Origin of the sequence: Myxococcus virescens, assembly GCF_900101905.1 — a bacterium.
Taxonomy (GTDB): domain Bacteria; phylum Myxococcota; class Myxococcia; order Myxococcales; family Myxococcaceae; genus Myxococcus; species Myxococcus virescens.
Genome location: NZ_FNAJ01000006.1, coordinates 453,915 through 480,818 on the forward strand (window position 1 = coordinate 453,915; position 26,904 = coordinate 480,818).

Annotated in this window: 27 protein-coding genes; 15 read left to right on the top strand and 12 right to left on the bottom strand. The window is 70.7% G+C overall.

The genetic code is table 11. The annotated features are described in order from the left end of the window. The first annotated feature begins 16 nt into the window (after positions 1-16). From BLU09_RS20475 to BLU09_RS20490, 4 genes are all read left to right on the top strand, one after another. Complete coding sequence (locus tag BLU09_RS20475; RefSeq protein ID WP_026114268.1) at positions 17-1,477, top strand: adenylate/guanylate cyclase domain-containing protein; 1,461 nt, start codon at positions 17-19, stop codon at positions 1,475-1,477. Positions 1,478-1,530: 53 nt separating this feature from the next. Beyond that, entirely contained in the window at positions 1,531-1,953 is a 423-nt protein-coding gene (locus BLU09_RS20480; RefSeq protein ID WP_090491225.1) for a type II secretion system protein GspG, read from the top strand. A 168-nt stretch (positions 1,954-2,121) separates the two neighbouring features. Then, the gene (locus BLU09_RS20485) at positions 2,122-3,483 is read left to right on the top strand and encodes a universal stress protein (protein ID WP_090491226.1); all 1,362 of its coding nucleotides are present in this window, start codon (positions 2,122-2,124) and stop codon (positions 3,481-3,483) included. Positions 3,484-3,619: 136 nt separating this feature from the next. After that, a complete protein-coding gene (locus BLU09_RS20490; protein WP_090491227.1) occupies positions 3,620-4,207 on the top strand; it encodes a P-loop NTPase family protein in 588 nt (195 codons plus the stop codon). A 9-nt stretch (positions 4,208-4,216) separates the two neighbouring features. Here the strand turns inward: BLU09_RS20490 and BLU09_RS20495 are convergent, their stop codons facing one another. Next, positions 4,217-4,624, bottom strand: coding sequence for a TrbL/VirB6 family protein (locus BLU09_RS20495; RefSeq protein WP_244171894.1), 408 nt, complete (start codon positions 4,622-4,624; stop codon positions 4,217-4,219). A 189-nt stretch (positions 4,625-4,813) separates the two neighbouring features. Here BLU09_RS20495 and BLU09_RS20500 point away from each other — a divergent pair, with 189 nt between their 5' ends. Then, on the top strand, positions 4,814-5,281 hold the full coding sequence (locus BLU09_RS20500) for a hypothetical protein (protein WP_186817874.1): 468 nt from the start codon (positions 4,814-4,816) through the stop codon (positions 5,279-5,281). Positions 5,282-5,431: 150 nt separating this feature from the next. Next, positions 5,432-5,860 carry a hypothetical protein gene (locus BLU09_RS20505; protein ID WP_090491230.1) on the top strand — a complete coding sequence of 143 codons (429 nt, stop codon included), beginning with the start codon at positions 5,432-5,434 and terminating at the stop codon, positions 5,858-5,860. A gap of 112 nt (positions 5,861-5,972) precedes the next feature. Here BLU09_RS20505 and BLU09_RS20510 read toward each other — a convergent pair whose 3' ends face one another. After that, positions 5,973-6,635: an SCO family protein gene (locus BLU09_RS20510; protein WP_244171895.1), complete on the bottom strand. Its 663-nt coding sequence runs from the start codon at positions 6,633-6,635 to the stop codon at positions 5,973-5,975. A gap of 241 nt (positions 6,636-6,876) precedes the next feature. Here BLU09_RS20510 and BLU09_RS20515 point away from each other — a divergent pair, with 241 nt between their 5' ends. Both BLU09_RS20515 and BLU09_RS20520 read left to right on the top strand, forming a co-directional pair. Continuing rightward, positions 6,877-7,971: a LysM peptidoglycan-binding domain-containing protein gene (locus tag BLU09_RS20515; RefSeq protein ID WP_090491231.1), complete on the top strand. Its 1,095-nt coding sequence runs from the start codon at positions 6,877-6,879 to the stop codon at positions 7,969-7,971. Between the two features lie 196 nt (positions 7,972-8,167). After that, on the top strand, positions 8,168-9,631 hold the full coding sequence (locus BLU09_RS20520) for a hypothetical protein (protein ID WP_244171896.1): 1,464 nt from the start codon (positions 8,168-8,170) through the stop codon (positions 9,629-9,631). 30 nt (positions 9,632-9,661) lie between these two features. Here BLU09_RS20520 and BLU09_RS20525 read toward each other — a convergent pair whose 3' ends face one another. Further along, positions 9,662-10,435 (bottom strand): hypothetical protein, encoded by a 774-nt coding sequence (locus BLU09_RS20525; RefSeq protein ID WP_090491233.1) that lies wholly within the window; start codon positions 10,433-10,435, stop codon positions 9,662-9,664. 153 nt (positions 10,436-10,588) lie between these two features. Here BLU09_RS20525 and BLU09_RS20530 point away from each other — a divergent pair, with 153 nt between their 5' ends. The 4 genes from BLU09_RS20530 to BLU09_RS20545 all read left to right on the top strand — a co-directional run bounded on the left by BLU09_RS20530 (position 10,589) and on the right by BLU09_RS20545 (position 13,707). After that, on the top strand, positions 10,589-11,014 hold the full coding sequence (locus BLU09_RS20530; protein ID WP_186817875.1) for a nuclear transport factor 2 family protein: 426 nt from the start codon (positions 10,589-10,591) through the stop codon (positions 11,012-11,014). A 395-nt stretch (positions 11,015-11,409) separates the two neighbouring features. Further along, positions 11,410-12,276 (top strand): hypothetical protein, encoded by an 867-nt coding sequence (locus BLU09_RS20535; RefSeq protein ID WP_090491235.1) that lies wholly within the window; start codon positions 11,410-11,412, stop codon positions 12,274-12,276. A gap of 37 nt (positions 12,277-12,313) precedes the next feature. Then, positions 12,314-12,892: a YceI family protein gene (locus tag BLU09_RS20540; RefSeq protein WP_090491236.1), complete on the top strand. Its 579-nt coding sequence runs from the start codon at positions 12,314-12,316 to the stop codon at positions 12,890-12,892. Next, entirely contained in the window at positions 12,889-13,707 is an 819-nt protein-coding gene (locus BLU09_RS20545) for a QcrA and Rieske domain-containing protein (RefSeq protein WP_090491237.1), read from the top strand. The genes BLU09_RS20540 and BLU09_RS20545 overlap by 4 nt, the downstream gene beginning before the upstream one ends. A gap of 67 nt (positions 13,708-13,774) precedes the next feature. Here the strand turns inward: BLU09_RS20545 and BLU09_RS20550 are convergent, their stop codons facing one another. The 6 genes from BLU09_RS20550 to BLU09_RS20575 all read right to left on the bottom strand — a co-directional run bounded on the left by BLU09_RS20550 (position 13,775) and on the right by BLU09_RS20575 (position 19,760). Then, the gene (locus tag BLU09_RS20550; RefSeq protein ID WP_090491238.1) at positions 13,775-14,965 is read right to left on the bottom strand and encodes a CBS domain-containing protein; all 1,191 of its coding nucleotides are present in this window, start codon (positions 14,963-14,965) and stop codon (positions 13,775-13,777) included. Positions 14,966-15,075: 110 nt separating this feature from the next. Beyond that, the gene (locus BLU09_RS20555) at positions 15,076-16,200 is read right to left on the bottom strand and encodes an ArsA family ATPase (RefSeq protein ID WP_090491239.1); all 1,125 of its coding nucleotides are present in this window, start codon (positions 16,198-16,200) and stop codon (positions 15,076-15,078) included. Between the two features lie 52 nt (positions 16,201-16,252). After that, on the bottom strand, positions 16,253-17,197 hold the full coding sequence (locus BLU09_RS20560) for an ArsA-related P-loop ATPase (RefSeq protein WP_090491240.1): 945 nt from the start codon (positions 17,195-17,197) through the stop codon (positions 16,253-16,255). A 138-nt stretch (positions 17,198-17,335) separates the two neighbouring features. Further along, on the bottom strand, positions 17,336-18,556 hold the full coding sequence (gene rocD / locus BLU09_RS20565) for an ornithine--oxo-acid transaminase (RefSeq protein WP_090491241.1): 1,221 nt from the start codon (positions 18,554-18,556) through the stop codon (positions 17,336-17,338). Positions 18,557-18,689: 133 nt separating this feature from the next. After that, positions 18,690-19,373 (bottom strand): hypothetical protein, encoded by a 684-nt coding sequence (locus BLU09_RS20570; protein ID WP_090491242.1) that lies wholly within the window; start codon positions 19,371-19,373, stop codon positions 18,690-18,692. A 78-nt stretch (positions 19,374-19,451) separates the two neighbouring features. Continuing rightward, positions 19,452-19,760 (bottom strand): hypothetical protein, encoded by a 309-nt coding sequence (locus BLU09_RS20575; protein WP_244171897.1) that lies wholly within the window; start codon positions 19,758-19,760, stop codon positions 19,452-19,454. 147 nt (positions 19,761-19,907) lie between these two features. Between BLU09_RS20575 and BLU09_RS20580 the strand changes: the two genes are divergently transcribed. Beyond that, positions 19,908-20,858: a TFIIB-type zinc ribbon-containing protein gene (locus BLU09_RS20580; RefSeq protein WP_186817876.1), complete on the top strand. Its 951-nt coding sequence runs from the start codon at positions 19,908-19,910 to the stop codon at positions 20,856-20,858. Continuing rightward, positions 20,855-21,826: a TFIIB-type zinc ribbon-containing protein gene (locus tag BLU09_RS20585; RefSeq protein WP_090491243.1), complete on the top strand. Its 972-nt coding sequence runs from the start codon at positions 20,855-20,857 to the stop codon at positions 21,824-21,826. The genes BLU09_RS20580 and BLU09_RS20585 overlap by 4 nt, the downstream gene beginning before the upstream one ends. Before the next feature lie 22 nt (positions 21,827-21,848). Here BLU09_RS20585 and BLU09_RS20590 read toward each other — a convergent pair whose 3' ends face one another. Both BLU09_RS20590 and BLU09_RS20595 read right to left on the bottom strand, forming a co-directional pair. Continuing rightward, positions 21,849-23,201, bottom strand: a complete 1,353-nt coding sequence (locus BLU09_RS20590; RefSeq protein WP_186817877.1) for a serine/threonine protein kinase — start codon at positions 23,199-23,201, stop codon at positions 21,849-21,851. Positions 23,202-23,291: 90 nt separating this feature from the next. Continuing rightward, positions 23,292-24,461, bottom strand: coding sequence for a serine/threonine-protein kinase (locus BLU09_RS20595; RefSeq protein ID WP_090491245.1), 1,170 nt, complete (start codon positions 24,459-24,461; stop codon positions 23,292-23,294). Between the two features lie 220 nt (positions 24,462-24,681). Here BLU09_RS20595 and BLU09_RS20600 point away from each other — a divergent pair, with 220 nt between their 5' ends. After that, positions 24,682-25,134 carry a helix-turn-helix domain-containing protein gene (locus BLU09_RS20600; protein WP_186817881.1) on the top strand — a complete coding sequence of 151 codons (453 nt, stop codon included), beginning with the start codon at positions 24,682-24,684 and terminating at the stop codon, positions 25,132-25,134. 52 nt (positions 25,135-25,186) lie between these two features. Here BLU09_RS20600 and BLU09_RS20605 read toward each other — a convergent pair whose 3' ends face one another. Beyond that, complete coding sequence (locus tag BLU09_RS20605) at positions 25,187-26,818, bottom strand: sensor histidine kinase (RefSeq protein WP_090491247.1); 1,632 nt, start codon at positions 26,816-26,818, stop codon at positions 25,187-25,189. Positions 26,819-26,904: the final 86 nt, after the last annotated feature.

Genomic DNA, 26,904 nt, shown 5'->3' on the forward strand with positions numbered 1-26,904 from the left:
GGTACACTCACCCACCATGAGTGCTTCCAGCCCCCTGTTTGGTGATTTGCTGCTCAAGTTGGGGATTGTCTCGCCCGGCCAGGTGCAGGAGGCGCTCGCCCTCCAGGCCCTCACCGGGCAGCGCGTGGGGGAAGCCCTCATCTCCCTGGGCTACGTCACGCGGGAGCAGATTCAGGACGCGCTGGGAGAGGCGCTCGGGCTTCATCAGGACAAGAGCCCCCTGCAGCCCGCGCTGGGCGAGCTGCTGGTGGGGCTCAAGTACGTGACGCTGGCGCAGCTCGACGAGGCGCTCGCGCGCCAGCGCCGCGACGGCCGCAAGCTGGGCGAAATCCTGGTGGAGCTGGGCCACTGCACCTACAAGCAAATCTACGAGGCGCTGGGGCTGCAGAACCGCATCGCCGGGCGGCAGGATTTGCCGCGCCCCTCCTCTGATGGCCGTCGCCGCGTGGTGGTGGTGGACGACAGCCCGCTGGCCTGCGCCTTCGTGCAGGAGGGCCTGGTGGCGTTGGGTTACGAAGTTCTCTGCTTCCAGGACCCGTTCGAGGCCCTGGAGAGCATGGGCCGTCTCCAGCCCGTCATCGTCCTCAGTGATTTGGAGATGCCCGGCCTGGACGGCGTGGAGCTGTGCCGCCGCCTGAAGGAAGGCCCCAGCCACGCGGTGCCCGCCATCATCCTCACCGCCAACGACGTGGAGGCCGAGCGCGTGCGCGGCCTGCGCGCCGGCGCGGATGACTACGTCAACAAGTCCGCGTCCATGGACGAGCTGGCCGCGCGCATCGAAAGCGTGGTGCGCCGCACCGGCGAAACGGAGCGCATGCGCAAGCTGTTCGCGCGCTACACGTCCGACGCGGTGGTGGAGGAAATCCTCAAGAGCGCGGACGCGGTGGTGCTCACCGGCGAGAAGCGCGAGGTGACGTTGCTGTTCGCGGACATCCGCAACTTCACCGGCCTGGCGGAGAGCCTGCCTCCGGAGCAGGTGGTGGGGGTGCTCAACCAGGTGCTCGGGCGGATGTCGGACGCGGTGCTCACCTGCGGCGGCACGCTGGACAAGTTCCTGGGTGACGGGCTGATGGCCGTCTTCGGCGCGCCGGTGGCCCGTCCGGATGACGCGCTGCGTGCGCTCCAGTCCGCGAAGATGATGATGGATGCGCTGACGGACCTGCGCATCGAGGCGGAGGCGGAGTGGGCGGCGGGCGGGCGCGAGGGCCAGCCGCTGGTGCTGGAGCTGGGCATCGGAATCAACTCGGGCGTGGTGGTGGCGGGCAACATCGGCAGCACGGTGCGCGCCGAGTACACCTGCATTGGTGACGCGGTGAACGTGGCCGCGCGGCTGTGCGCGCTGGCGGGCCCGGGGGAAATCCTGGTGGGGGAGCGCACCCGCGAGCTGGTGGATGCCAACGAGACGGCCTTCGAGGACCTGCCTCCCGTGCGGCTGAAGGGCAAGCAGCAGCCCGTTCCACTGTTCCGCGCCCTGTAAGAGGTGAAGTCCACGCGCGCCTCGCGACCGGAAAGCGGCTATAGGAAGGGGTCATGAACGCCTCGTCTGACGAGCCCCCTCCGTCCCGCCGCTCCCCCGTGTTGTTCGTGGGGCTCGTCTTCGGACTCGGGTTGGTGGTCGCCGTCCTGGTGGGCGCGCTGAGCGGCTCCAAGGCCGTGCACGCCGACCGAATCCATCAGGACCTCGCCCTGCTGGAGGAGGCCCTGGGCCGCTACCGCGCGGACAAGGGCACCCTGCCGGAAGACGCGGACGTGGAGGAACTGCTGGTGCCCGCGTACCTGCCCTCCGTGCCGTTGGACCCGTGGGGCCGGCCGTACCGCTACACGAGCAACGGCGAGGAGGTGTTCCTGTCCACCTTCGGCAAGAGCGGAGACCGGGGTGGCTCGGGCGAGGAGCAGGACCACACCAACCACGACGGGCACGCCGTGCCCAAGGTTGCGCCCGAGCGCACGTGACGTGCGGGCGGGCAGGCGCTGGGGCGTGCCCAGGCCCCGCGAGCCCGCGAGTGCGGTGTGCGCCGGGCCCTGGAGCGAGCCAGCGTAGGGCGGGTGCCCGCTTCCTGGCGTCGCCATGGCCACTGTTTCCTTCACGGGGAAGGGTCTTCCCGAACCTGGAGGGCAGCCATGGCCATCGTGTGCGTCACCAACCTGTCCCCTGAGTCCCTCGCGGCTGCCCACGTGGCGGCGGCCGTGGCGGGGCGGCTGCAAGAGCCGCTGCTGCTCCTGGGCGTCGCGGAGGGCGACGCATTCCTCGACGACGGCACCGGCGCGCTGGCCCTCACCCAGCAGCGGTTGGAGGCGGAGGCCGCGCGGCTCGAAACGCTCGCGAGGGCGGTGCGCTACCGGCTGCAGGCGGGCACCTCCGCGGATGAAGTGCTCAGTGACGAGGAGTGTCGGCACGCGCGGTGGATTGTGGTGGCCGCGTCCGGCTGGCGCACCCCGGCGTGGCGGCGGGCCACGGTGCCCGAACGCCTGTCTCGCTACGGCTGCGCGCCGGTGCTGGCCGTGCGCAGCGACACCGCGCTGACCGACTGGGCGCGGGGCCGCAGGCGGCTGTTGGTGCTGGTGGGCGTGGACCCCGGCTCCTCCACGACGGGCGCCGCGGTGTCCTTCCTGCGCGAGCTGCGCCGGGTGGGGCCGTGTGACGTGCTGGCCACCTACGTGTGCTCGCCCATGGATGAACGGGAACGGCTGGGCATCCACAGCCCCGTGCACGTGGAGCTGCTGGAGCCGGCGCTGCAGGGCATGGAGGCGCTGGACCCCATCGTGGAGCGCGTGCTGCAACGCGAGGTGCGCGAGCAGGTGGGGGACCTGGTGGGCGAGGGCCGCGTGGAGGTGGTGCTGGAGCCCGGCTTCGGCCGTCCGGCGGACCACCTGATGCACGTGGCGCACACGCGCGGCGCGGACCTGATGGTGGTGGGCACGCACCAGCGCAGCGGGGTGAAGCGGCTGTGGCATGGCTCGGTGTCCGCGGGGGTGCTGCGGCACGCGGCGCAGTCCGTGGTGTGTGTGCCCCCCCTGGTGCAGGCCCGGCGCGCGGACCGCCCACCGCGAAGCGTGCTGGTGCCCGTGGACTTCTCCGAGGCCTGCACCAAGGCCATCTCCCATGCGCGCACGCTGGTGGGGCCCGGGGGCCGGGTGCACCTGCTGCACGTCCACCGCCGCAAGCTGGAGGACCGCGGCTTCGCGGACCACTACGGCGTGCTGCCCGAGCCCGCCAGGGACAGGGACCAGGTGCTCCAGCGGCTGTGGGAGCTGGTGCCGCGCGACGAAACCGCCCAGACGGTGCGCTGGAGCGTGGAGGGTGTGACGGGCGAGGACGTGACGCTGGCCATCTGCCAGGCCACGGAGCGCGAAGGGGTGGACCTGGTGTGCGTGGGGACGTCCCTGGAGCCCTCGCGCCTGCGGGACGCCCTGGAGGGCGAGGTGGCCCATGAGCTGGTGACGCGTTGCCGCCGGCCCGTCATGGTGGTGCCCTCCGCCTGAGGCAGGTGTTTCAGACGGGGGCTACCTGTCATCACATGAAAGGACTGTCAGGTGGTGCCGGCTCCGACGTGCCCGGTAGGGCACGTCTGCATTAGAATCTAGAAATCACGCATTTCCAGACGCAGGGGGGCCGCCGGTGACACCGCAGGGTTATCGTGAAGTGGAGCTCGTCTGTAACCGTTCCTCGCTGCTCCTCCATGGCGGTACGGAAGAGGAGCGGCGCTGCTGGGCGCAGGAAGCCGCGCGCAACTTCAACGTGGAGCTGGTGGAGGTGCGGCAGGCGGCCGAGCTGCCGCAAGCGCTCCGGCATCCCAACGGGGTGGTGTTCATCCCGGACGTGGCGAAGCTGGGGCGGGACGCGCAGTTCGTCCTGCTGCAGTGCCTGCGGACGCAAGAGGAGCGGCCGAAGCTGGTGCTGGGCGTCTCTGGCTCGGCGGACGCGGCGCTGGCGCGCGGCACGCTGCGCGAGGACCTGCACTACCGTCTGCACAAGGCCCAGGTGGACCTGCAGAAGGACGGGCTGCGGGACGTGTTGAAGCGCCGCTGGGCGCAGCAGGCCGAACAGCTCGCGCTGAAGGCCGCCGCGGCCCGCGCCGCCGAGGAAGCGGCCCGCGAGGCGGCCATGGCCCGGCGCCCGGGCACGGTGACGCGCATCGCTCCCAAGCAGAAGAAGGTGAGCGGAGGCGCTCGAGCGAAGGCCGTGTCCAGGAACGCCGCCCGCTGAAGCCGTGCCTCAGTGCCGGTGCTTCTGCCCGCGCTTCGCCTTGGTGGCGGGGCGCGGTGTCTTCGCGGTGCCGCGCCTGGCGGCTGCGGCCTGGCCGGGCACGGACTTGCGGCCCACCTGATTGTTCGCGCCCGCCGCGGAGGCCGTCTTGATGGACGGTGACTTACGGCGCGCCGGGGCCTTCGCGGGCTTGCCACTCTCGATGACGCCGCGGGCCGCCTTGGCCGTGCGCCGCGTCCCCTCCGCCGCCGTCTTCACGCGGCCGCGGGCCGGGGCGCCCCGAATCTTGGACTGGAGGTTTGCCACTCCCCGGGCCGTCACCACCGCGGTGCCCAGGAGGACCCGCGCGCCGCGCGTGCCGGCCTGGACGGCCACCTCCTTCACCCTGTCCACCAGCCCCCGCTTGGAAATCGCCATGGCGCGCCTCGTCTCCGTGACTGTCCTTCGCTGGCGCCAAAGGTAGTCACGGGCACACGGGCGTGAAGCCGTCCCCCTCCCTCTCCCGCATGCGGGTTCCGGCCATTCCAAGGTGGGCGGGAATGTGTGAAGTGGGGAAACTGGGCTAGAGTCCGGCGCACTGTCCCATTTCCTTCTCGGAGCAAGAGCATGTCCCAGGAAAACACCGGAAAGCCGAAGCGCGGCCTGAAGCGACCCATCGAGGTCGTTCGCGCGGAGCTGCTCAAGGATCCGGAGACGAAGAAGATCGCCGAGGCCGTGAGCATGAAGCTCGAGGACTACGTGGAGCTGGTCCTCAAGTACGCTCAGGACAAGGACAAGGAGGCGGAGGTCGCCGTCATCTCCGACGAGGAGCTGCGCCGCAACGGCTTCAACCCCCTCTCCACCGAAGAGGCCGCCAACATCCTCATCAAGGGCATGAAGGGCGAGCTTCCCGGCTCACCCCCGGACTTCGAGGCCTCCAAGTTCACCCAGGACAAGGCCTCCACCGCCGGCAAGCCGTCCCTCACCTCGCCTCCCGTGGGCGGCGCTGCCCCCACCGGTCCGCAAGATCCTGCCGCCCACAAGGAGCTGATGGATCAGCTCAAGAAGGGCAGCAGCGGCGGTAACCGCCCGTAATCCCTGAGACCACGGGCGGGGGCCGGTGGGGAAAATTCGACGAAAAAGGTGAGAGGAAACAATTCCCCACACGCACCGAGAATCCTCTCGAGTTTTCCTTCCGGTACAAATCTCCGCCTTCCAGGCATCTAGAATCCAAGGGGTACGATCATGGGCGCACTCAAGTCCGTTACGAACGTCATCAGCAAGGTCGCCAGCACGGTCAGCAAGATTGCCGGTGGCATTGCGAACATCGGCGGCAAGGCCATGGAGTTCCTCCAGAAGCCCCTGAGCTCGCTGGTGGACCCCATCGCCAAGTTCATCGGTGAGAAGGTCGGCAAGCTGCCCCTGGTCGGCAAGTTCCTGGGCCCCACGGCGGAGAACCTGGTGAAGCAGGGCGCCGCGTCCTTCCTGGGTGAGGGCACGCTGGGCAGCCTGGGCTTCCTGTCCAAGATCGCCCCCAAGGTGCAGGACATCACCAACATCGCGCAGGCGGTCAAGGGCGCGGCGGACAAGGTCGGCGCCTTCGCGGAGAACCCGCTGGGTCTGCAGAACTTCCAGAACATCATCGCGCAGAACCACGCCCGCTTCGTGGAGTGATGATCCGCGCCTCTGGCGCGAACTGGTAGCAAGCCCCAGGGCCGGTCTCCCGCGAAGCTGCGGGGCCGGCCCTTCGGCTTTGCGGGCGACGCGGCCCCCCGCGCGGCGGCGCTCAGTGCCCGGTCTGGGCCAGGCGCCGGGTGTCGCGGATGAGGCGCTCCGTGGAGTCGCTGTCCGCGCTGTCGTAGTAGCCGCGAATCTGCCCGGCGTCGTCCACGAGCACGAAGTGCGTCCCGTGGAAGATGGAGAGCAGGTCGTCCTCGGGCGCGCCGGGCTCTCGGCCCATGCTGACCTTGAAGCCCTGGACGATGGTCTCCTTCAGCTGCTCGTAGTCGCCGGTGAGGAAGCTCCAGCGGGAGAAGTCCGCGCCGTGGCGCTCGCCATACTCGGTGAGCCGCTCCGGGGTGTCGTACTTCGGATCCACGGAGAACGACACCAACTGGAGCCCGGCGCCATGGGACGCGGTGGCGTCCTGCACGCCCACCATCTTCCGCGTGAAGGCCGGGCAGACAGTGGGGCAGCGCGTGAAGATGAAGTTGGCCACGAAGGGCTTGCCCCGGAGCTGCGTGCTCCCGAAGGGCTGGCCGTCATGCCGGGTGAAGGTGAAGTCTGGCAGCGCGCCCAGCTGGGGCAGGGGCCCACCGCTCTGGCCGCGGATCAGCATGGCCCCCAGGGTGGCGGTGACGCCAAGCGCGGCCACGGCGACACCCGCCCAGAAGCCCGGGCGCTGCGTGAGACGGGCCCGAGGGGCCGGAAGGACGGAGTCAGCGGACATGGCCCCGGAGGTAACGGAACCCTTGGAGTCACACAAGCGTGGCCGCTGGGGTGCGACATCCTGGCTACTTGGGGGGATGATGTCACGAGTCTGTAACGACCCATCCTCGTGTCACAATTTCGTGATTTCAGTGGTTTTACATAAGTTTATGCATAAATAACTGCTCTTCCGGGGAAACATCCTCTCAGTCGTTACGAAAATGTGGGTACGTCGCCTCTCTGTTTCCAGGAGTCTGCCCCCCGTGACGATCTACTCCGTTCGCCGTGGCGATAGCCTCAGTGCGCTGGCCCAGCGCTTCAACACCTCGGTGTCGTCGCTCGCGAAGAGCAACGGCATCTCCAACCCGGACCTCATCTACGCGGGGCAGAAGCTCCGCATCCCGGACGGCTTCGACGCGCCTCGTGCTTCGGGTGGCGGTTCGTACACCGTGAAGTCGGGCGACACGCTCAGCGGCATCGCGGGCCGGCACGGCACGTCGGTGGGCGCGCTGGCCAAGGCCAACAACATCTCCAACCCGGACCTCATCTACGCGGGCCAGCGGCTCACGATTCCGGGTGGGGGCGGTGCGTCGCCTTCCTCGGGCGGCGGTTCCTACACCGTGAAGTCGGGCGACACGCTCAGCGGCATCGCGGGCCGGTACGGCACGTCGGTGGGCGCGCTGGCCAGGGCCAACAACATCTCCAACCCCAACCTCATCTACGCGGGCCAGCGGCTCACGATTCCGGGTGGGGGCGGTGCGTCGCCCACCCGGCCGGCGCCGAACCAGCCGCCGGTGGGGGGCGTGGGGGGCCCGAAGCCGCCGACCGGTGGATCCGCCGGCGTGACGGTGCAGCAGCTCCGGGCGGTGATGCCCAACCTGTCCCAGGCGAAGGCGGAGCAGTACCTGCCCCACCTGAACCGGGCCATGGCGGAGGCGAACATCACCACGCCCATGCGCAAGGCGGCCTTCCTGGCGCAGCTCGCGCACGAGAGCGGCCAGCTCCGCTACATGGAGGAGATTGCCTCCGGCGCCGCCTACGAGGGCCGCAGGGACCTGGGCAACACCCAGCCGGGCGACGGCGTCCGCTACAAGGGCCGTGGCCCCATCCAGCTGACGGGCCGCGCCAACTACCGCGCCGCGGGCCAGGCGCTGGGCATCGACCTGGAGGGCAACCCCCAGCGCGCCAAGGACCCGGACGTCGCGTTCCGCATCGCCGGCTGGTACTGGTCGTCGCGCAACCTCAACACCTACGCGGACGCGGGCAACTTCCGCGAGGTCACCCGCCGCATCAACGGTGGCTACAACGGCATGGCGGACCGCGAGATGTACTACCGCCGCGCGCAGAACGTCTTCTGAGCCCGCGCTCCCAACGCGCGGTGCGGTGAAGCGGGGACCGTGGCCATGGAGGCCCCGGTCCCCGTCGCGTTTCGGGCGAGTCCCATTGCGGAGATGCCGCGTCCAGCCTGGGCGACCGCCGAACGCGCGTGGCCCTGGGAGGCGCCCTGGTGTGCCGGCTGCATCGGACGGGCCGTTCCCACCCGGAGCGCGTCCCATGCCTCGTATCGATTCGTCCGGCAGTTCCTCGTTGTCCTCCATCGACACCCCCACGGAGGCCGGAGCGGCGCCCCCGTCTCCGTCACGCGCCGCTGAGCCCCGCGCGCAGGCATCGCCTCAGCGTAACGAGGTGCGCGCCTTCGACGGATCCGCCGCGAAGACGCCGGAGCCCTCGTCTCACGGATCCACGCCTGCTGGGGCGGGCCCCGCCCGGTCCGCGGGGGAGATGGCCGTGCTGGGAGGCTGGTCGCGCCCGGAGGGCTCGAAGGAGGCGCCCACGGACGTGCTCGAAGGCATCCGCGCGCGCCTGACGCGGAGCCTGGAGAACTGGACCGTCGGCGCCGATGACGTGCGGGCGGTGCACACCGCGCTGGGACGTCTCCCGGCGGGCACGTACAGGGTCGCGCTGGAGCGCTTGCAGCAAGAGGGGCTGCTGGGCGCATACGTGAAGGCGCAGGACGCGGGCTCGCGGCTCGCGTTCCTGGAGCAGGCGGAGTCGAAGGGCGTGCTCCATCGGCGCAACGGGGAGTCGGGCCCGGTGGGCCCCCTGGGCTACCCGGCGGTGCCGGACGTCTTCGTCAATGACCGGCGGCTGCCGGGGGCGATGCGTGACGCGGTGAACGCACACGCCATCGACGTGGGCGCGGGCTTCTATCGGGCGCACACCGAATACCTCGGCCGGTATGCCCGCGCGGTGGATGGGGCCCAGAGCCTCCAGGAACTGGGAGCGCTGGGACCGCCCCGTGCCGCGCACCTGCCCGAGTCCCTCCTGGGCCTCGAGTGGAAGGACCCGTCGCGGCGGGACTACGAGGCGGCCTGGAAGGCGGGCATCGGCCAGCCGAAGACGCTCAACCTGACGCTGCAACACGTCAGCGCCCGGCAGCGGGAGCTCTCTGGGGAGCGCGCCGGGGGCACGGTGCAGCTTCACGGCAAGGTGGGTGTCAGCAACGAGAGCGCTCAGTGGAGCGCGAAGGCGGCGCTCGACACCCGGGGACACGGGGAGCTGAAGGGGGACGTGGGCGTCTCCGCGCGCGCGGGCCCCGTGGGTGTCGAGCTGTCACACGACAGCTCGGGCGAGACGGAGCGGAAGGTCAAGGTGAACCTGGGGCTCGTGGAGCTCAGCCTGGCATCGGACGGCGAGCAGCGCGTCGCGGTGGGGGTCGGCTCGCTGTTCCAGGTGCACGCGACACTCAACGCGAAGAAAGCGGAGCTCGGGGGCGGCGTGTCAGCGAAGCTCAAGGCGGATGGGAGCCAGGCCAGCGCCGAGGCGGGCTTCTCCATGAAGGGCCTGACGGCGGAGCGAGCCCAGCAAGCCGTCGCCCCCGGGCATCGGAACGTCTTCCAGCCGCCCGCCGAGCTGGCATCCCGCACGGCCTGGGACGCGCTGCCTGAGTCCACGCGAGCGGCCTATGCGAAGGAGGGGTGGAATCGGGAGGCGTGGACCCGGGCCTTGCCGCGCTGAGGACCCGGACCTGGGCTACGAGCCCAACTTTCAGGAATCCGCCTCGGGGGGCGGCAGGGGGCGAGGCCACACCAGGTAGCAGGCGATGAAGGGGAGGTACCAGGGGGCGGCCACCCACAGCCACGGCACTTTCGACGCCATCCGTGTCAGCATGAAGACGCCGCCGAACCAGACCAGGCCCTGGATCCCCAGGCCCAGGCTTCCGAGGTACTGGAGCGGGCGCGTCTTCGTCCAGGTTCCGAGGATGGCCAGCAGCGCGGGCGCGACGACGGGCAGCAGGTAGGGCGTCAGCAACGCCCCCATATCGTCGAGCGAGCGGACGTCTGGGAGGGCCATCAGGACGAGCTGCAACACCAGGCAGAGGAGCGTGGCGGTTGTCGCCAGGACGGGCGAGCGGAGGATGCGCGACGGGGGAGCCTCCGTCGTCGGCAGCCTCCGCTCACGCCGGGCCCGCTCCAGGGCGTCCGGGGGGACCTCCAGCGCATACGGGTAGCCCAGCTCCAGCAGGGCCTCCACCGCCGCGGTGCGCACCGTGATGCCGGCGCTCCCCGTCAGGACACTGGCATCCCCCGGCAGCGTCATCAGGGACAGCAGGTAGTCCGTTCGCTCGCGCAGGGCCTCCGGGTCCTCTGCGGGACGCTGGGCAATCGCCGCGATGAGCGCGTCCACCTCCAAGGGGATGACGCCGGGCGAGCTCAGGGCGTCCCGCAGCGCGGCCAGCGAAGGAGGGGCAGGCAGCGGCGCCAGGGACTCCACAAGGGAATCGCTCGTCGGCTCGGCGGGGCGGGTATGCGTGGAGGTCATGGCCGCGGAGACGTGAGTCTACCACCGGGCCCCGCGGCGAGTCCCCCGCGCGGCCGTCCGGAGGGCGAGGGGCCGGGCCCTTCGGAGGGACATGTCCTCGAGGCGTGCGCACCCTTCCCCTGGGTGACTCTTTCACGAGGAGCGAGGCAGCGCATGGCGACGGAGCGAGCGCAGCGGTTCGTGGATGCACTGGCGAAGCTGGAGAAGGAGGGGGACCTGGAGACCCTCGTCTCCCTCTTCAGTGACGACGCACAGGTGAGCAACGTGGCCTCGCCGCAGGTCTTCTCTGGCCAGGAGGGCGCCCGGCGGTTCTGGCGTGAGTACAAGGGCACCCTCCAGCGCGTGGAGTCCACCTTCCGCAACATGATTGAGGCGGGCTCCCGCGTCGCGCTCGAATGGGAGACGCAGGGCACCGCCCACAACGGCGCGGCGGTGGCCTATGAAGGCGTGTCCATCATCGAGTGGGATGGCGACCGGATCCGCCGCTTCTACGCGTACTTTGATCCGCACGCGCTCGGCCTGGAGCTGACCTCCGGCAGCGCGCCGCGCTCGGAAGTCCCCGCCACCGCCCCCGCGTGAGGCGTGAGGCCGCCCCACGTTGGGGCGTCAGGTTGTTCCCTGTGAAGTGAGCCGCCGGGCTCGCCAGCCCGGACGCGCCCTTCACCCCTGGCCGGTGCTCGACACTGAGCCGTGACCTTCAGACACCTCCCGATTCCCAAGTGCGGACGCTACCGTCAGCCGCCGCGTCCCCGGATTGCCGACGCTGTCCGGACAGGGGGCCGCGGAAAATGATGCCGGTCCGCCGAGTTTTGGGCGGTACCGTTCGACGCGGTGCGTTTTCCGGAAAGCCCGGACGCGATAGCGTTTGCTCCGTCCTCGGAGAAGGTGGGTTGGTGATGGTGTGGCGGAGGACACGAGCTCGGATGACCGGTCCTGACCCGGCAGTTTGCTTTGCGTCTACACGGAAAAGCCTGATGACTCGCTTTGCTGCCTTCTTCGTCGTCCTGTCGTTGATTGCCGCCCCCCACACCGCCTGGGCCCAGCAGCGCCAGACCGAGTCCGCGAAAAAGACCCGGGCGGTGAAGTCCTCCTCGAAGACGAAGGCCACGAAGACGAAGGCCGCGAAGCCGGTCAAGGCCACGTCGAAGCGCAAGCCCGCGAAGAAGGGCAAGAAGGCCACGCCGGCCGTGGATTCGCGGGGCGTGAACGCCCCGGAGCTTCAGGCCCAACCCATGATGCAGGTGGAGCCCGCCAAGCCCCTGTCTCCAACGGACGACGCGCCCACCGCCCAGAAGAAGTCCGGGGAGGCCCCGGCGGAAGGGGGGGACTCGCTGGACTTCGACCTGCTGGAGCCCGCCGAAGCCGCGGCCGCGGCGCAGGTGGACCCGGACCTGGAGAAGCGCATTGGCCGGCGCCGCACCATGCTCAAGCTGCACCAGGGCCTGGGCTTCGCGATGGCCGCCGGTCTGGTCGGCACCACGGTGGTGGGCCAGCTCCAGTTCAACGACTCGTTCCGCGGCGGCGGGGATGACCGCAACCTGCTGGGCCTGCACCGGGGGCTCGCCATCGGCACGTCGGCGCTGTTCGCCACCGTGGGCATGCTGGGGGTGCTGGCGCCGGAGCCCTTCGAGAAGGAGAAGCTCCAGTGGGACACCATCACCGTCCACAAGATGTTCATGGCGCTCGCCACCGTTGGCATGGTGGCGCAGATCGTCCTCGGCATCATGGCCACGGACCGTTTTGGCCGGCTGTCCGAGACGGACTTGGCCACCGCGCACCAGATCTCCGGCTACGTGACGTTGGGCGCGGTGTCGGCCGGCGTCTTCACACTGTTCTTCTGAAGCGCATGCCTTTCGTAGTGGTTTCCTGGAGGTTGACGTGATTGCTCGACGAATCGCCCTGATCGCCACCCTGGTGCTCGCGCTGCCCGCAGTCGCGCAGTCGCAGGCCCGCACGTATAGCGTCAAGAAGGACGCCAGTTCGCTCACCTACAAGCTCAAGCACAAGCTGCATGAGGTGGTGGGCAAGGCGCCGCCCAGCGACGGCAAGGCCCGCCTGCTGCCGGACGGCACGCTCCAGGTGGCGGTGCGCGCCAACGTGAAGGACTTCGATTCGGGCAACGCCAACCGCGACGCGCACATGCTGGAGACGACGGACGCGGCCAGGTTTCCCATCATCGACTTCAAGGGCGTGGCCACCGGCGTGAAGCCGCCCACCAGCTTCCCGGCGAAGGTGCCGGTGAAGGTGAAGGGCCAGCTGACGTTCCACGGCGTGAAGAAGACCGTGGAGATTCCGATGACGGTGCTGTTCAAGTCGGAGAAGGAGGCGGTGGCCGAGGGCAGCTTCGACATCAGCCTGGATGCCTACAACGTCAACCGCCCGTCGCTGTTGATGGTGAAGGTGGACGACGTCCTGGTGCTGGAGCCCAAGCTGGTATTCGAGGTGGAGGGTACGTGAGTTCGACGCGACGAGGATTCCTCAAGGGCATTCTGGGAACAGGCGCGGCGAGCGCGGCGGCGACGACGCTGCCGGGCTGCGCGCCGGACATCAACCCCGCTCCGGTGACGGACGTCACGGCCAGCGAGCAGGGGACCGTGGACATCCTGGTGTCGCGCTATCCGGATTTGGAGCCCGTGGGCGGCGCGTTGACGGTGCGCGTCCCGGGTGAGCAGGTGCCGCTGCTGGTGGTGCACTCCAAGGACGACGGCGCGCCGAACGACTTCTCCGTGCTGTCGTCGCTGTGCACCCACGTGGGGTGCCCGCTGGGCTTCGACGGCAAGGACGTCATCTGCCCCTGTCACCTGTCGCGCTTCAGCGCCACGGATGGCGCGGTGCTCCAGCGTCCGGCCACCGTGCCGCTGCAGACGTTCGCGGCGGAGTACAACCCGAACACGGGCGTGCTGCGCATCAACCTGCGCGCGGGCCAGAGCGACTTCCCGGCCGCGGTGAACGGGCAGGTGGTGTTCCCGCTCAGCCAGTTTCCCCAGCTGCGTGACGTGGGCGGCTCGGTGACGGGGGTGCCGTCCGGGTACGGCAAGCGCATCTTCGTGTTCCGCTTGCAGGACGGCTCGCTGTCGGCGGTGGACTCCGTGTGCACCCACGCCTTCTGCGAGGTGAACTACCGGGAGCAGGAGGCGGACCTGTTCTGCGCCTGCCACGCGTCCATCTTCACACGTGAAGGCGCGGTGACGCAGGGCCCGGCCACCCTCCCCCTCAAGAAGTTCACGGTGTCTGAGACGGGCGACTCCGTGGTGCTAACCGGCGTGGCGTGAGCCGTGCGCCGGGCGCGGGTGGGCCAGACGCAGGGCCCGCCCGCACCCGAAGGGAACGCGGCATCACTCAGCCGAGCCGGCTCCAGAAGGAGCGCTTGGAGGAGATGCGCTCCAGGGCTTGTTGCAGCTCCTCGTCGTGGTCGGCGCGCAGGGCGATGTCGCCCAGGGAGATGATGCCCACGATGCTGTCGTCGCGCTCCACCACGGGGATGCGGCGCAGCTGACGGCGGCCCATCAGCCCGATGACGTCATGGAGCGTGTCGTCTGGCGTGACGGCCTCCACGTCATCCGTCATCACGTCGGACGCGCGGAGTTGCTCCGGCGAGCGGCCCCCGGTGAAGGCGCGGACCACCAGGTCCCGGTCCGTGACGATTCCCACCAGCCGGCTCCGCTCGTCCACGATGGGGACGACGCCGCAGGACTCGTCCTTCATGATTCGCGCGATGTCCCGCAGCGGACTCTCCGGGCGCGCCGTGCGCACGTTGCGCGTCATCACCTCGCGGGCCAGCAGGGCCTCGTGACGCCAGCGGCCGTTGCGGGCGCGGCCGTCCCAGCGGGAGGTGCTCGCCTCGGGGCGGCCCGCGACGGCGGTGTAAACCTGGGTGCTCGCTCCGTCACGCCGTGCGCTGGTGGCTGTTCCTGCCCAGCGGTGGGTGCTCGCCTCGTCACGGGCCCAAGCGGACGCCGCGCCTTCTCCGCGGTGGGTGCTCGCCTCGTCACGGCCCGCGCCGGGGGAGGCGCTCCGGTCCATCCGGTAGCGGGGGCGCGCGTCGCCATGGCGCTCTTCGCCATGCGCGCCGCGTTCACGGCCGTGGAAGCGCACGTCGCGGTAGGCCTCCCCCTGGGGAGGCTGGGGGCGGGAGGGCTCGCCGCCACCGCCGCCGTAGCCGGAGCGGTCCCAGGGCCGGTAGTCGGCGCGTTGGCGAGAGAGCTCGACGTCCTGTTCCCCGGTGTCGTGCCGGGGGCCCCAGCCGGTGGCATAGCGGCTGTCCCGGTCATCCCGGCCGTAGGGGCCGCTGTCCTCCGGGGGCGTGCCGTACACGTCCTCGCGAGGCCCGTCGTCCACCTGGGTGCGCGGCAGGGCCATGCGCATCGTCGCCGCGCGGTAGTAGCGGCCCTGCCGGGTGGAGGACTCCTCGTCGCGGGCGGGGTTCCAGCCGGTGAGGTCGGACTCGGCGCGCTCACGCGAGCCTGGAGGCGCCACGTCCGCCTCGCGGTGGGTTTCGTCCCTGCCGTTGTCCATGCTTCTGTGGGCCATGACGCTCCTCGGGCGAAGTCGGGTTCAAACTGCAACGCTGGTGGTGAGGCCGCGTGCCTCCAAGGTGCGGGCGTCCAGGCGAGCGGGTGCCCGTCCCTCCCTGGCGTTCCTCACCCCGCGGCCAGCGCGTCACCCAGGCGCACCAGTCCGCTGAATTCCTCCAGCTCCGCGCCCGCGTCCGGCGCGGCCACCGCGAGCGTCCCCGAGGGCAGGTGCCGGGTGAGGCGGTCGAGCACGTCGCGGTGGGCCTGGGCCCGCTCCTGCTCCACCGCGGCCAGGCGGGCCAGCGCCGCCACCGCGTGCTCCGCGTGACGGTCGCCTCCCGTGTGCTCCAGCAGCGCCTCCGGCGCCGCGAGCACGTCGTCATGGGCCCAGCTCCGGTTCAGCACGTAGCCCGCGAAGGGCAGGCCCCGCGCGGCCAGCGTCTCGCGGAACCAGGTGGCCTCGCGCAGGGAGGCGGGTTCGGGGGACGTCACCAGCAGGAAGGCCGCGTCCGGCGACGCCAACCGCTGGTGCAGCCGCTCCGTGTGCAGCCGCATGCCGGAGAAGAGGCCGCCGAAGGCGCCGATGAAGCCGCGCATCTCCTGGGTGAAGCCCGCGCCGAAGATGCCCGCCAGGACGCGGTCCACCACCGCCTGCGCGCCGTGCCACAGCCGCCCGCCGCGCGTCCCCTTCTTCGGGCCGAACAGCGACACGATGCGTTCGTCCAGGAATCGCGCCAGCCGGCCGGGCGCGTCCAGGAAGTCCAGCGCGTGCCGGCTGGGGGGCGTGTCCAGCAGGATGAGCTCGTAACGGCCGTCCGTGAGGAAGGCGTCCAGGGCCTCGGCGGCGGCGTACTCCTGCACGCCCGCCACCAGCTCCGACAGGAAGCGGTAGAGGCGGTGGTCGACAATCGCCCGCGCCGCCTCGGGCGTGGGCGCCAGCTGGTGCACCATGCGCTCGAAGATGGCGCGCGGGTCCAGCATCCACACGTCGAGGAGGCCCGTGCCCCGGGGGCCGTCGGCGAAGAGGCGCTCGGGGGGAATCGACGTGGGCTCGGAGCCGCTCTCTTGGAGCCCCATGGTCTCCGCGAGCCTGCGCGCCGGGTCGATGGTGAGCACCAGCACCCGCCGTCCCGCGCGCGCGGCGGCCACGCCCAGGGCCGCCGCCGTCGTCGTCTTGCCCACGCCGCCCGCGCCGCACAAGACGACGATGCGCTTGTCACGCAGCAGCCGGCGCAGGTCGCCCGCGCTCACGGCGTGCGCCCCTGTGACACGCGCCGGGGCCCACCGCCATGCGGTCCGTGGCTCACGGCAGGGACTCCTGCCAGGGCGCGTGCTCCGGGGGAGGAGCGAAGCCCTCCGCCAGCGCCTCGACCAGCGCGGGGCCCGTGGCGTGGAGTTCCGGCAGGGTGAGCAGCGGCGCGCGCAGCGTGCGTGACAGCCGGACGGAGGCGGCCCGGGCCCTCTCCAGCCGCTCCAGCTCACGCCACCCCTGGTGCGGCCCGTGCGCGGCGAGCATCCGGCGCAGGGCGGCGCGGGACTCGGGCGTGAAGGGGTCCTCCGGCATCCGGTTGAGGACGGCCGTGGACAGCGGCAGCTCCAGCCGGCGCAGCTCGGCGGCCACGGTGAGCGCCTCGCTGACGGGCAGCGGCTCCGGCAGGCTGGTGAGGACCACCGCGGTGCGCGTCGCATCTTGGAGGAAGTCGAGCCCCTCCCGCACGTCGCGTCCGATGGGGCCCCCGGGCATCAGGGACAGCACGCGCTGGGGAAGGGCGGCCAGCGCCAGCGCGTGTCCCGTGGCGGGCAGGTCGACGACGGCCAGCGGGTGGACGAAGCGACCATCCGGCCGGGTGCGCCGGAGCAGGGCCAGCAACTGGTACATCAGCCCCATCTCCCGGAGCGCGGGCCCTGCTTCCAGGAAGCGGCGCAGGGCGCGGGTGCGCAGCGCGGCGTCGGCCAGCCAGCGCGCGGGCAGGGCGCGCTCCAGGAAGTGTCGGTGCCCTTCCGATGCGGACAGCCGCACGAAGTGGAGCCCGGGACGCACCCACGTCACCTGAGGCCCCGCCTGGCGCGCCCCCACGCGCGCCGCCAGCGGCGAAGGCCCGTCCTCCTCTGGCGCCAGCTCCGCCAGCAGCACGGTGCGGCCCGCGCGCGCGGCGGCCACGGCCAGCGCCGCCGCCAGCGTCGTCTTCCCCACGCCGCCCTTGCCCGATACGAGCAGCGCACGCCTGTCCCAGAGGGCTTCGAGCACCGGCCACCGTCCTGTCGCAGCGCTCCAGGCCGCGCGCTGTTCCCAACACGGTGTGGAAGGCGATACGCCAGGGCAACCGAGGCCCCGGTGCGGCTGTCCCAGGCACGCGGTCGCTCGCGTGCCCGGGTGGCGCTGGGACTACAGCGCCTCGATGACCTTCTTGATGCGCTCGAAGGCCCAGTCCAGCTCGGCCTGGGTGACGATGAGCGGCGGCGTGAGGCGGATGACGGAGTCATGCGTCTCCTTGCAGAGCACGCCTTCCTTCATCAACGCCTCGCAGGCGGGCCGCGCGGAGATGTCCAGCGCCACGCCAATCATCAGCCCCCGTCCGCGCACCTCCACGATGTGGCGGTTCTTCAGCGTCTTCAGCATGGCCAGGAACGACGTGCCCAGCTCGGCGGAGCGCTCCACCAGGCGCTCGTCGCGCAGCACGTCCAGGGCGGTGCGCGCCACGGCGCAGCCCAGCGGATTGCCGCCGTAGGTGCTGCCGTGCTCGCCGGGACGGAGCACGCCCATGACCTCGTCATCCGCCATGACAGCGGACACCGGGTAGAAGCCGCCCGACAGCGCCTTGCCCACCACGATGACGTCCGGCCGCACGTCCTCGTGCTGGAAGGCGAACGTCTTCCCGGTGCGCCCCAGGCCCGTCTGGATTTCATCCACCATGAACAGCACGCGGTGCTGCTTGCAGAGCTCGGCCACCTGCTTCAGGTAGCCGTCGCGCGGAATCAGCACGCCGGCCTCCGCCTGGATGGGCTCCATCAGGATGGCGCAGGTGTTGGGGGTGATGGCGCGCCGCACCGCCTCCACGTCGTCGTAGGGCACCACGGTGAAGCCGGGCGTGAAGGGGCCGAAGCCCTGCCGGTAGCTCCGCACGGTGGAGAAGCTGATGAGGCTGATGGTGCGCCCGTGGAAGTTGTTCGCGAAGACGATGACCTCCGCCTTGTCCTCGGGGATGCCCTTGACGGTGTAGCCCCACTTGCGCGCCAGCTTGATGGCCGTCTCGCACGCCTCCGCGCCGGAGTTCATCGGCAGCGCGCGGCTCAATCCAGACAGCTCGCGCAGCGCCTTGTAGAGGTGGGGAAGCTGGTCGTTGCGGAAGGCCCGTGACGTCAGCGTCACCTTCGCGGCCTGCTCGCGCAGCGTCTCCAGGATGCGCGGGTGACAGTGCCCCTGGTTCACCGCGGAGTACGCGCTCAGGCAGTCCAGGTACTTGCGGCCCTCCACGTCATGAACCCAGCAGCCCTCGCCCCGTTCGATGACGAGGTCCAGCGGGTGGTAGTTGTGCGCGCCATACCGCTCCTCCAGGTCGATGAAGTCTCGCGTGGAGAGGGTGGGGGCGGCGTGCTCGGTGCTCATGGAACTCCCTGGGGAATCGGGTGGCGCGAAGCAGGACCATCGATTTCGATGAAGTCCTTCGACGTGTCCACCCTCACGTTGTCCCAGGCGGTTGCTTCGTTGAGCACTGCACCCGAGCCCATGGCTCGCCGCGTCAGTGGACGGACCAGCGCTCCGCGATTTCCTCGCAGGCGAGCACCACGTCGCTCAGCCGCCGGATGTGGGCCCGCGGCGCGGTGAAGACCGTCCCCGCGAAGACGTCCACCACCTGGATGAGGCGGTGGTCACACGGGCCCAGCGGGCACAGGTGCTGCTCGGTGAAGCGCTGGAGCAGCGTGCCGATGTACTGCCCTGAGCGCTCATCCAGCGGCTGGTGCTTGGAGAAGTACAGCTTCATCAGGCCCACGCGCGCGTTGCCATGTCTGTCCATGCGCTGGAGCACGACCTCCGGCCGCACGCTGATGGTGACGCCCGCCACCTCCAGCACGGGAGGCTCCGCGCCCACCGCGCTGATGAGCGTCTCCTCCAAATCCAACCAGGGCACCAGGTCCGCGAAGCGCTCGAGCGCCTCCGAGCACAATTGCAGCCGCTGCGCCTCGAACTCCGTCTGGGGCACGCTGCACGCGAAGCGGCGCTGGTGCTCACGGAGGATGGACAGGTCCATGCCCCGGCAGAGGAAGTCCGTAATCGCATGCGACGCCTCCGGATAGCGCAGGTACTGCTGCTCCGGCGGGTGCTTCTGGTCGTGGATGATGCGCTTGCGACGCGCGGGCGTGGCGACGAGGTACTCGCCCAACTTGTTCACGGACACACGCGGCAGTTCACGGATTTCCGCCATGGAATCGCTCCCCCTGGGTGCTGGCGAATGAGCACACAGTACAGAGGGGGGCTGACATTCATTGGACGGCGTGAGTGCTCACTCCCTCTGGGGTTCGCCGTCGGGGTAGGCGCTCCAGTAGGTGTCGGGCAAGGGGTTGGTGCCGGCGTCGCTGCGCGGACCATCCCCGTCCCCAATCTCATCCAGGATGGCGCCGGGGGTGCGCTCCGTCGGGTCGATGGTGCGCATGCGATGCGTGTCTGCCGACGACTCGGCGGCGTCCGCCAGGTCGCGCTTCTCTTCGCTCTCTTCTGTCTCCGGAGCGTGTTGCCGCGGTTCCTCCGTACGGCCGTAGTAATCCTCGGGTGGCTGGATGCCCGGCTGTTGATGCTTGTCGCGCTGAGCCATGATGGATTCCCTCCGCCACACTATGTTCGTGACGGCGCGGGCTCGCGGCAACGGGCCAACGGGCGTGCACGCCGGGAGGATGCACGCCAGGAGGGCAGGCCGGCGGACGGAATGGACGTCCCGGGTCAGGTGCGCCAAGACTGGCGGATGGCCGAGCAATCCCAACAGACACCGTCCGCCGTGGCCGGACCGCTGCTCCACCTGGGGTGTCAGTCCTGCGGCGCGCGTCTGGTGCTGGAGCCCGCGCTGCGGACCACGCGCTGTCCCTACTGCGCCGCGCCCGCCGTGGTGGAGCGTCCCCCGGTGCCCGGTGTGCCCGAGCCCGTCTTCGCGTTGGGCTTCGCGCTCACGCACATGGCGGCGAAGGCGCATGTGGCGCGGTGGTTGCGTTCGCGCAGCCGCTTCACGCGCTCCGGCATCCGCTCCGCTGCGCCGGGCGAGGTGCGAGGTGTGTACGTGCCCGCGTACCTCTACAGCGTGCTGGCGCAGGCGCGCTACCGCGCCTCCATTGGGGAGAACTACCAGGAGACGGAGACGTACACGACGACGGAGAACGGGAAGCGGGTGACGCGCACGCGCACCGTGACGCGCACGGAGTGGCGTTCGCTGGAAGGCGAGCGGGTCAGCTACGTGGCGGACGTGCTCGTCACCGCGTCCAAGGGGCTGGACAACGCGGAGCTGGAGGCGCTGGAGCCCTTCGACCTGCGCGGCCTGGCTCGCTACACCCCGGCGCTCATCTCCGGCTGGGTGGCGGAGGAGCCCTCGCTCACGCTGGCGCAGTGTCAGGAGCTGGCCCGGAAGGAAGCGGTGGAGCGCGTGGGCGGGCTGTTGTCGCGCTTCATGCCAGGGGACTCGCACCGGGGCCTGGAGCATCAGTCCCGGCTGGACTGGGAGGCGCTCGACGTGTGCCTGCTGCCCGTCTGGGTGCTGGCGGTGAAGTACGCGGAGGACGCGCCGCCGCTGCGGGTGCTCGTCAACGGGCAGACGGGGGCCGTCCATGGCGAGGCGCCCATCTCTTCGTGGAAGGTGCTGTCCGCCTTGGTGGCGCTGCTGGCGGTGCTGGCCTTGGGCTGGCTGCTCACGGGAGGTGGGCGATGAGCGCCGAAGCGGTGAGGGTGGCGCCCTGCCAGCGCTGTGACTCCGCGCTGGAGGCGGAGGACCTGCGTTGCCCCATCTGCGGGCTGACGGCGCCGCCTCCGCCGCGTGCCGCGGTGGAGCGCGCGCGGGCCCGCGTGGTGCGGTGTGACAGCTGCGGCGCGGCGGTGGAGTACTCCGTGGAGGCGAAGGCGCCCCGGTGTGACTACTGCGGCTCCGTCACCCATGTGGAGACGACGGCGGACCCGGTGGAGCAGGCGCAGCACTGGCTCCCCTTCACCGTGGACACCGAGGCCGCGCGCGGCGCGCTGATGGGCTTCCTGGGGCGGGGCGGCTTCTTCCGGCCGTCCGGGCTGGCACAGGAGGCCTCGCTGGAGTCGCTGCGTCCGGTGTGGTGGCCGGCGTGGATGTTCGACGCGGGCGTGGACGTGAGCTGGACGGCGGACTCGAACGCGGGCTCGCGGCGGTCGGACTGGGCGCCGCACGCGGGCCGGACGCGCTTCGACTTCGAGGGCATCCCGGTGCCGGCCTCGCGCGGGTTGAAGGTGCGGGAGTGCGAGGCGTTGGCGCCCCACTACCAGCGAGGCTCCGGCCAGGACACGCCCCAGGGGCCGGAGGGCGCGCACGTCGAGCGCTTCGAGGCCACGCGCTCGGGCGCCCGGCGGAGCGTGCTGGAGGCGGTGGAGCGCCTGGCCATCGAGCGACTCCAGCAGGGCGTCATTCCGGGCAGCCGCTTCCGGAACATCCACGTCGCCGTGGCGCTGTTCAGCCTGCGCACCCAGCGGCTGGCCCTGCCCGTGTACGTGCTGGCCTACCGCTACCGCGACAAGCCGTACCGGGTGCTGGTGCACGGGCAGGACGCGCAGGTGGTGCTGGGCGAGGCGCCCATCTCCCCGTTGCGCGTGGCGGCGGTCATCCTGGCGACGCTGCTGGTGCTGGCGGCCGTGTTGTACGGCATGGGCGTGCTGTGAGTCCGCCGTGACGCCACGCGCGTCACGGTGTGTCGGGCTCCTCGGGCTTCGTGGCCTCTGGGGCCGTGTCAGAGGGCTCCGGTGCCTCGGGGCGTGCCTCGTCCGGTGCCTCGGTGGCGGCGTGCCGCGCGCCCGCCGCGGGCTCCGCCGCCTGGGTGATGCGTGCCTCCAGCGTCAGCTCGGCCACCTGTGACAATCGGACCGCGGACCCCGCGGCTTCGCCCAGGGGCGTCTCGGACGAGGGCTCTCCGGCCAGGGCGGCTTCCTCCACGGTCAGCCCTTCCGGATGCAGCCCGCCCTCGAGCAGCTCCGCCTGGTTGCGCCGGACCGTCGCCTCCACGGCGGCCTGCTCCACCTCCTGCGCGATGGCCTGACGACCCCGGTGGCCTCCCTGCGAATCCAGCCACGCGCGCAGCGCCTCCGCCATCTCCGCGCCCGTCTGGAACCGCTCCGAGGGCTCCTGCCGCAGCGCCCGCAGCAGAATGCGCCGCAGGGGCTCGGCGACCCCCGCCGCCAATCGCTCCACCTGCTCCGGGCCCACCTGGGCCATCCGCGCCGCCACCTCCTTCACGGGCATCCACGTAGGCCCTTGCGCGTGAAGCTCCAGCGGCTCCGGTTCCAGTACGGGCGCCAGGTCATCCACCAGCAACGGGTGCCGGCCCGTCAGCAGCTCCAGCAGCACCAGCCCCAGTGAGAACAGGTCCGACCGGGCATCCACCTTCCGTCGCCGCAGTGCCTCGGGCGAGGCGTAGGCGATGTCACCTTTCACCAGCTCCTGGCTCGTCACCTCGCGCCCGGAGAGCGACGAGGCCGCCACCGTGAAGTGGGTCAGCTTCACCTCGCCATGGACGCCCACGCGGATGTTCCGAGGGCTCACGTCCCGGTGGACGATGTGCAGCGGCCGGCTCCACTCATCCGTGAGGCCGTGCGCGTAGCTCAGCGCCTCCGCCACCTCCGCCGTCACGTGCGCCGCGAACTCCGCGGACAGGGGCCGCCGCCGCATGGCCGCCAGGTTCAGCACCGTGTCCAGCGAACGCCCTTCCACGTACTCCATCACCACGTGAGGCGCGCCGCGGTAGAGCTTCAGCAGCATCACCTTGGCGATGGCGGGATGGTTGAGCCGGAACGTGAGGTCCACCTCCTCCACCAGCCGTCGCCGCTCCACGAACGTGGCGGGGTTGCGCAGACGCTTCACCACCACCGGGCCGCTCAGGCCATTGCGGTAGCGGCGCTGCGCCAGCATCAGCAGTTCCCCCGTGGAGCGCATCTCCAGCTTGCGGACGAACTCGAACACCGTGCCGGCCACGGTGAACAGCACGCGTGGCCTGTGTGGACCTCCAGGAAGCTCCTCTGTCGTCGTGTCAGGCGTCATCATGGGCTCATGGACCTCTGAGGTTGAGTGAAAGTGAGTGGATTTCCCGGAGGGCCAGGCGCGCAGGCCCCTCCCGATGAATGGCGGGCCGGCTCAGCGCCACGAGCGCAGCGTGACCCAGAGCCGCTTCAGCGCGTCCCGCCACCGCCGCCACCCGGTGCTCGCGCGGACCTCCGTCCAAGCCCAGGGTGAGGTGGGCTCGGTGGGAGGCGCGAAGGACGCTGGCGGGCGCGCTCGCTCCGGGACGCGCATCCAGTGGCGCAGCTCGCGCGCTTCCTCGTCCCCGTCGAAGAACTCCAGCGCCTCCTCGGTGATGGCCTCCTCGGGAGCGAGGGGAGGAAACAGGGGCTCATCCCAGGCCGAGTCCGCGCCCGCCAGCGCCGCGTCCAGCGCATCGAACAGGGCCGCTCCCGAAGGAGGCCGCCCCGCCGCGGAGGGCGACAGCAAGCGCGCCACGATGGCGTCCAACGCCTTCGGGACGAGCGGGTTGCGGACAGAGGGCAGGGGAAAGCCACCGGACTCGATGCTGGCCAGCAGCCCGGCGGGCGGCAGCTGGGTCGGATAGGGAAAGCTCCCGGTGAGCACCTCGTAGAGCACCAGCCCCAGCGAGTAGAGATCATCCGTGGGCGCGAACGCGTAACGCGAGCCCGCGGGCCGAGGCTGCGCCCAGAAGCGCAGGGCCTCCGGGCTGCGATAGCTGGGGGTGCCCGGCGGCAGGGTGTCCTCGGTCAGCACGGGCGAGCAGGCATGGTCCCCCGAGCCGAAGTCCACCAGCACCGGCTGCCCGTCCGACGCGCGGATGATGATGTTGTTGCCCTTGATGTCGCGGTGGAGCACGCCCGCGCGGTGGATGGCATCCAGCGTGAGCGCCAGCTGCTGGAACACCTGCACCGCGCGCCGGGGCGTGGGCTGCGCGGCCAGGGCCCACTCGGACAGGGTGGGACCCTCCACGTACCCCATGATGAGGACCAGGTAGCCATCGCGCGCATCCGGCCACCGCCGGTAGCCCAGCAGCTCCACGACGTTGGGGTGCTCCAGGCGCATGAGGACGTGGACCTCCTTCCAGGTCCGCGCGTCCGCCGCGGGCGAGTCCACCTCCGAGGGGCCCTGGAGCGCGAACTTCAGCGCCACCTGCCGGCGCGTCTCGGATTCGGCCAGGAAGATGGCGCCAAAGCCCCCGGTGGCCAGCCGCCGGACGATGCGGAAGGCCCCCACCTCCTCCGACTCCTGGAGCATCAGCGGGTGCAGGTCCTCTCCCGGCATCACGGATGAACTCCCATGGGACCTTGGAGGTCCAATTCAGACGTGGTTCCAGCGGCTGTCATTGTGAGCGGCGTCATGATTCAACCTTGGAGGTCCATAGCATGACGTTTGCCCTTTGAGGTAGTGTCCTGACTTGGGAGGTAGGTTTCGGGGGAGGGGATGCACCAGGGTGGCGGATGGAAACTTGCAGGACCCGGCGGGCGTGCCACCCTCGGCCGTCATGCGTGAGCCCGTCGACCACAAGCTGGCAGCCGTGCTGGGGCGCGCCGCGCGCGACGCCCGCCTGCGTCTGGGCCTCACCCAGAGCGACGTCGCCGAACGCATGGGCATGGCCATGGAGGTCTACAGCCGCCTGGAGCGCGGGAAGATGCTGCCCCGGACCCAGACGCTGCGCCGGCTCTGCGACGTGCTCGAGGTCTCCGCGGACACGCTGCTGGGCGTGGGCCGTCCCGACGGCGCGCCCGTCACGCCCCGCAAGACGGTGAAGGAAGACCCGGTGGAGCTGCGCCGCATGACGCGCAAGCTGCGGGAGCTCGAGCCCGGTCAGCTCCGCGCGGTGTCCCGGGTGGTGAACGCCGTCGTCACCGTGCTGCCTCAGCCGGCGGCTCCGGCGCCCGCCGCCCCAGCGAAGCCCGCCGCGCGTGCGGCACGTAAGCGCCGGGCAACGGGCTAGCGCTAGCGCTCAGCGCCGCCGCGTAGCGCGTCCTCCACGGCCTGGGAGCGCGTCATGACGCCTTTTCCCGCGCCGCGTTCACGCGGGACACCTGGCAGGGCAGGCGCACCGTGAAGGTGGCGCCCTGGCCCAGCGTGCTCCGCGCGGCGATGGTTCCACCCATGGCCTGCACGTTCTGCCGCGTGACGTACAGCCCCAGTCCCAGCCCGCCGTAGTGCCGCTCGGAGACGGCGCGCTCGAACTTCTCGAAGATGCGGCCCACCGCCTCAGGGGGGATGCCAATGCCTTCGTCACGGACGCTGAACCAGGCGTGCTCCGCCGTCCTGCCGACCTGGAGGTAGACGGGGTGACCCACGCCGTACTTGAGCGCGTTGGAGAGGAGGTTCGACACCGCCTGCTCCAGCCGTACCCGGTCCCACTGGCCCACCACCACCTCGTCCAGCTCCGCCTGGATGGGCGTCCCGGTGCGCTGTGACTCACTCTCAAAGCGCGCGGCCACCTCTTGGACCAGCGCTCCCAGGTCCACCGGCTCCAGCTCCAGGCGCAGCTGACCGCTGCTGATGAGCGTCACGTCCAGCAGCTCACCCACCAGCGTCGACAGCCGCTTCACCTGCCGCTGCATGACCTCCAGGTCCGCGGGCAGCCGCTCCAGCAGCTCCGGTCCGCGCCGCTCCTGGGTGGCCCGCGCCAGCGTCTGCAGCTTCAAGCTGAGCGGCGTCAGCGGCGTCTTGAGCTCGTGGCTGGCCACGGCGAGGAACTCGTCGCGCAGCCGGATGGCCTCGTCCATGGCGGCCAGCAGCCGCTCGCGCTCCTGTTCGGCCTGCTTCCGCTCGGAGATGTCGATGACGGAGCCGATGTAGCCCAGGAACTCGCCGTTCAGCCCGAAGCGGGGGCTGGCCGAGTCGATGGCCCACCGGTACTCACCATCCTTGCGTCGCAGCCGGTAGTCGAGCCGGAAGGGGCTGCGCCGCGCGTTGGCGCTGAGGAACACTGCCCCTGAACGCTCGGAGTCGTCGGGATGCACGGCCTGGAGCCAGCCGAAGCCCAGGCCTTCTGCCTCCGCCTGTCCGGTGAACTCGTACCATGTCCGGTTGAGATAGATGCAGCGGCCGGTGACGTCCGTCACCCACAGCATCACCGGCGCGTGGTCCGCCATGTTCCGGAAGCGGGCCTCGCTCTCCTGGCGGGCCCATTGGGACGCCTTCTGCGCGGAGACCTCCCGCAGGGTGACGAAGACCCGGTCGCTCCGCTCCCTCGAAGGCCGGGTCAGGGTCAGCATCACCTCGATGCGGCGGCCCCCCAGGGTCTGGAGCTCGGTCTCCAGTTCCAGCCGCGTGCCGCCTTCCCAGAACAGGAGGAGCTCGGCGGTGAAGGCCTTCGACGTCTCCGGAACGAAGACGCGGGACCGGGACAGGGACAAGGTGCGAAGCACCTCATCCCGGGTGCGCGCTTCGAGCAGGCGTACCGTGGCCTCGTTCACATCCACGACCTTCACCCACTCCGCGGCCTCCATCACGAACCCGGGATGCGCCGCGAGCCACGCACGCAGGTCCTGGACGCCGGAGGCGCGCAGGTCGTCGAGCGCGGCCGAAACGGCGGTGAAGTCCTCTTCCCAGAGGGAGACATCCGCTCCGTTGAACAGCTCCTGGTAGCGCGCGTCTCCGGCTGTCTCAGCCCCACCCAAATGTGTCTCCTCCGTACCCCGGCCCGGGTGGATTGAGTCGACAGCGCGGATGCGTCCACCGCGTCACAAGGATTCTGGAGCCGCCA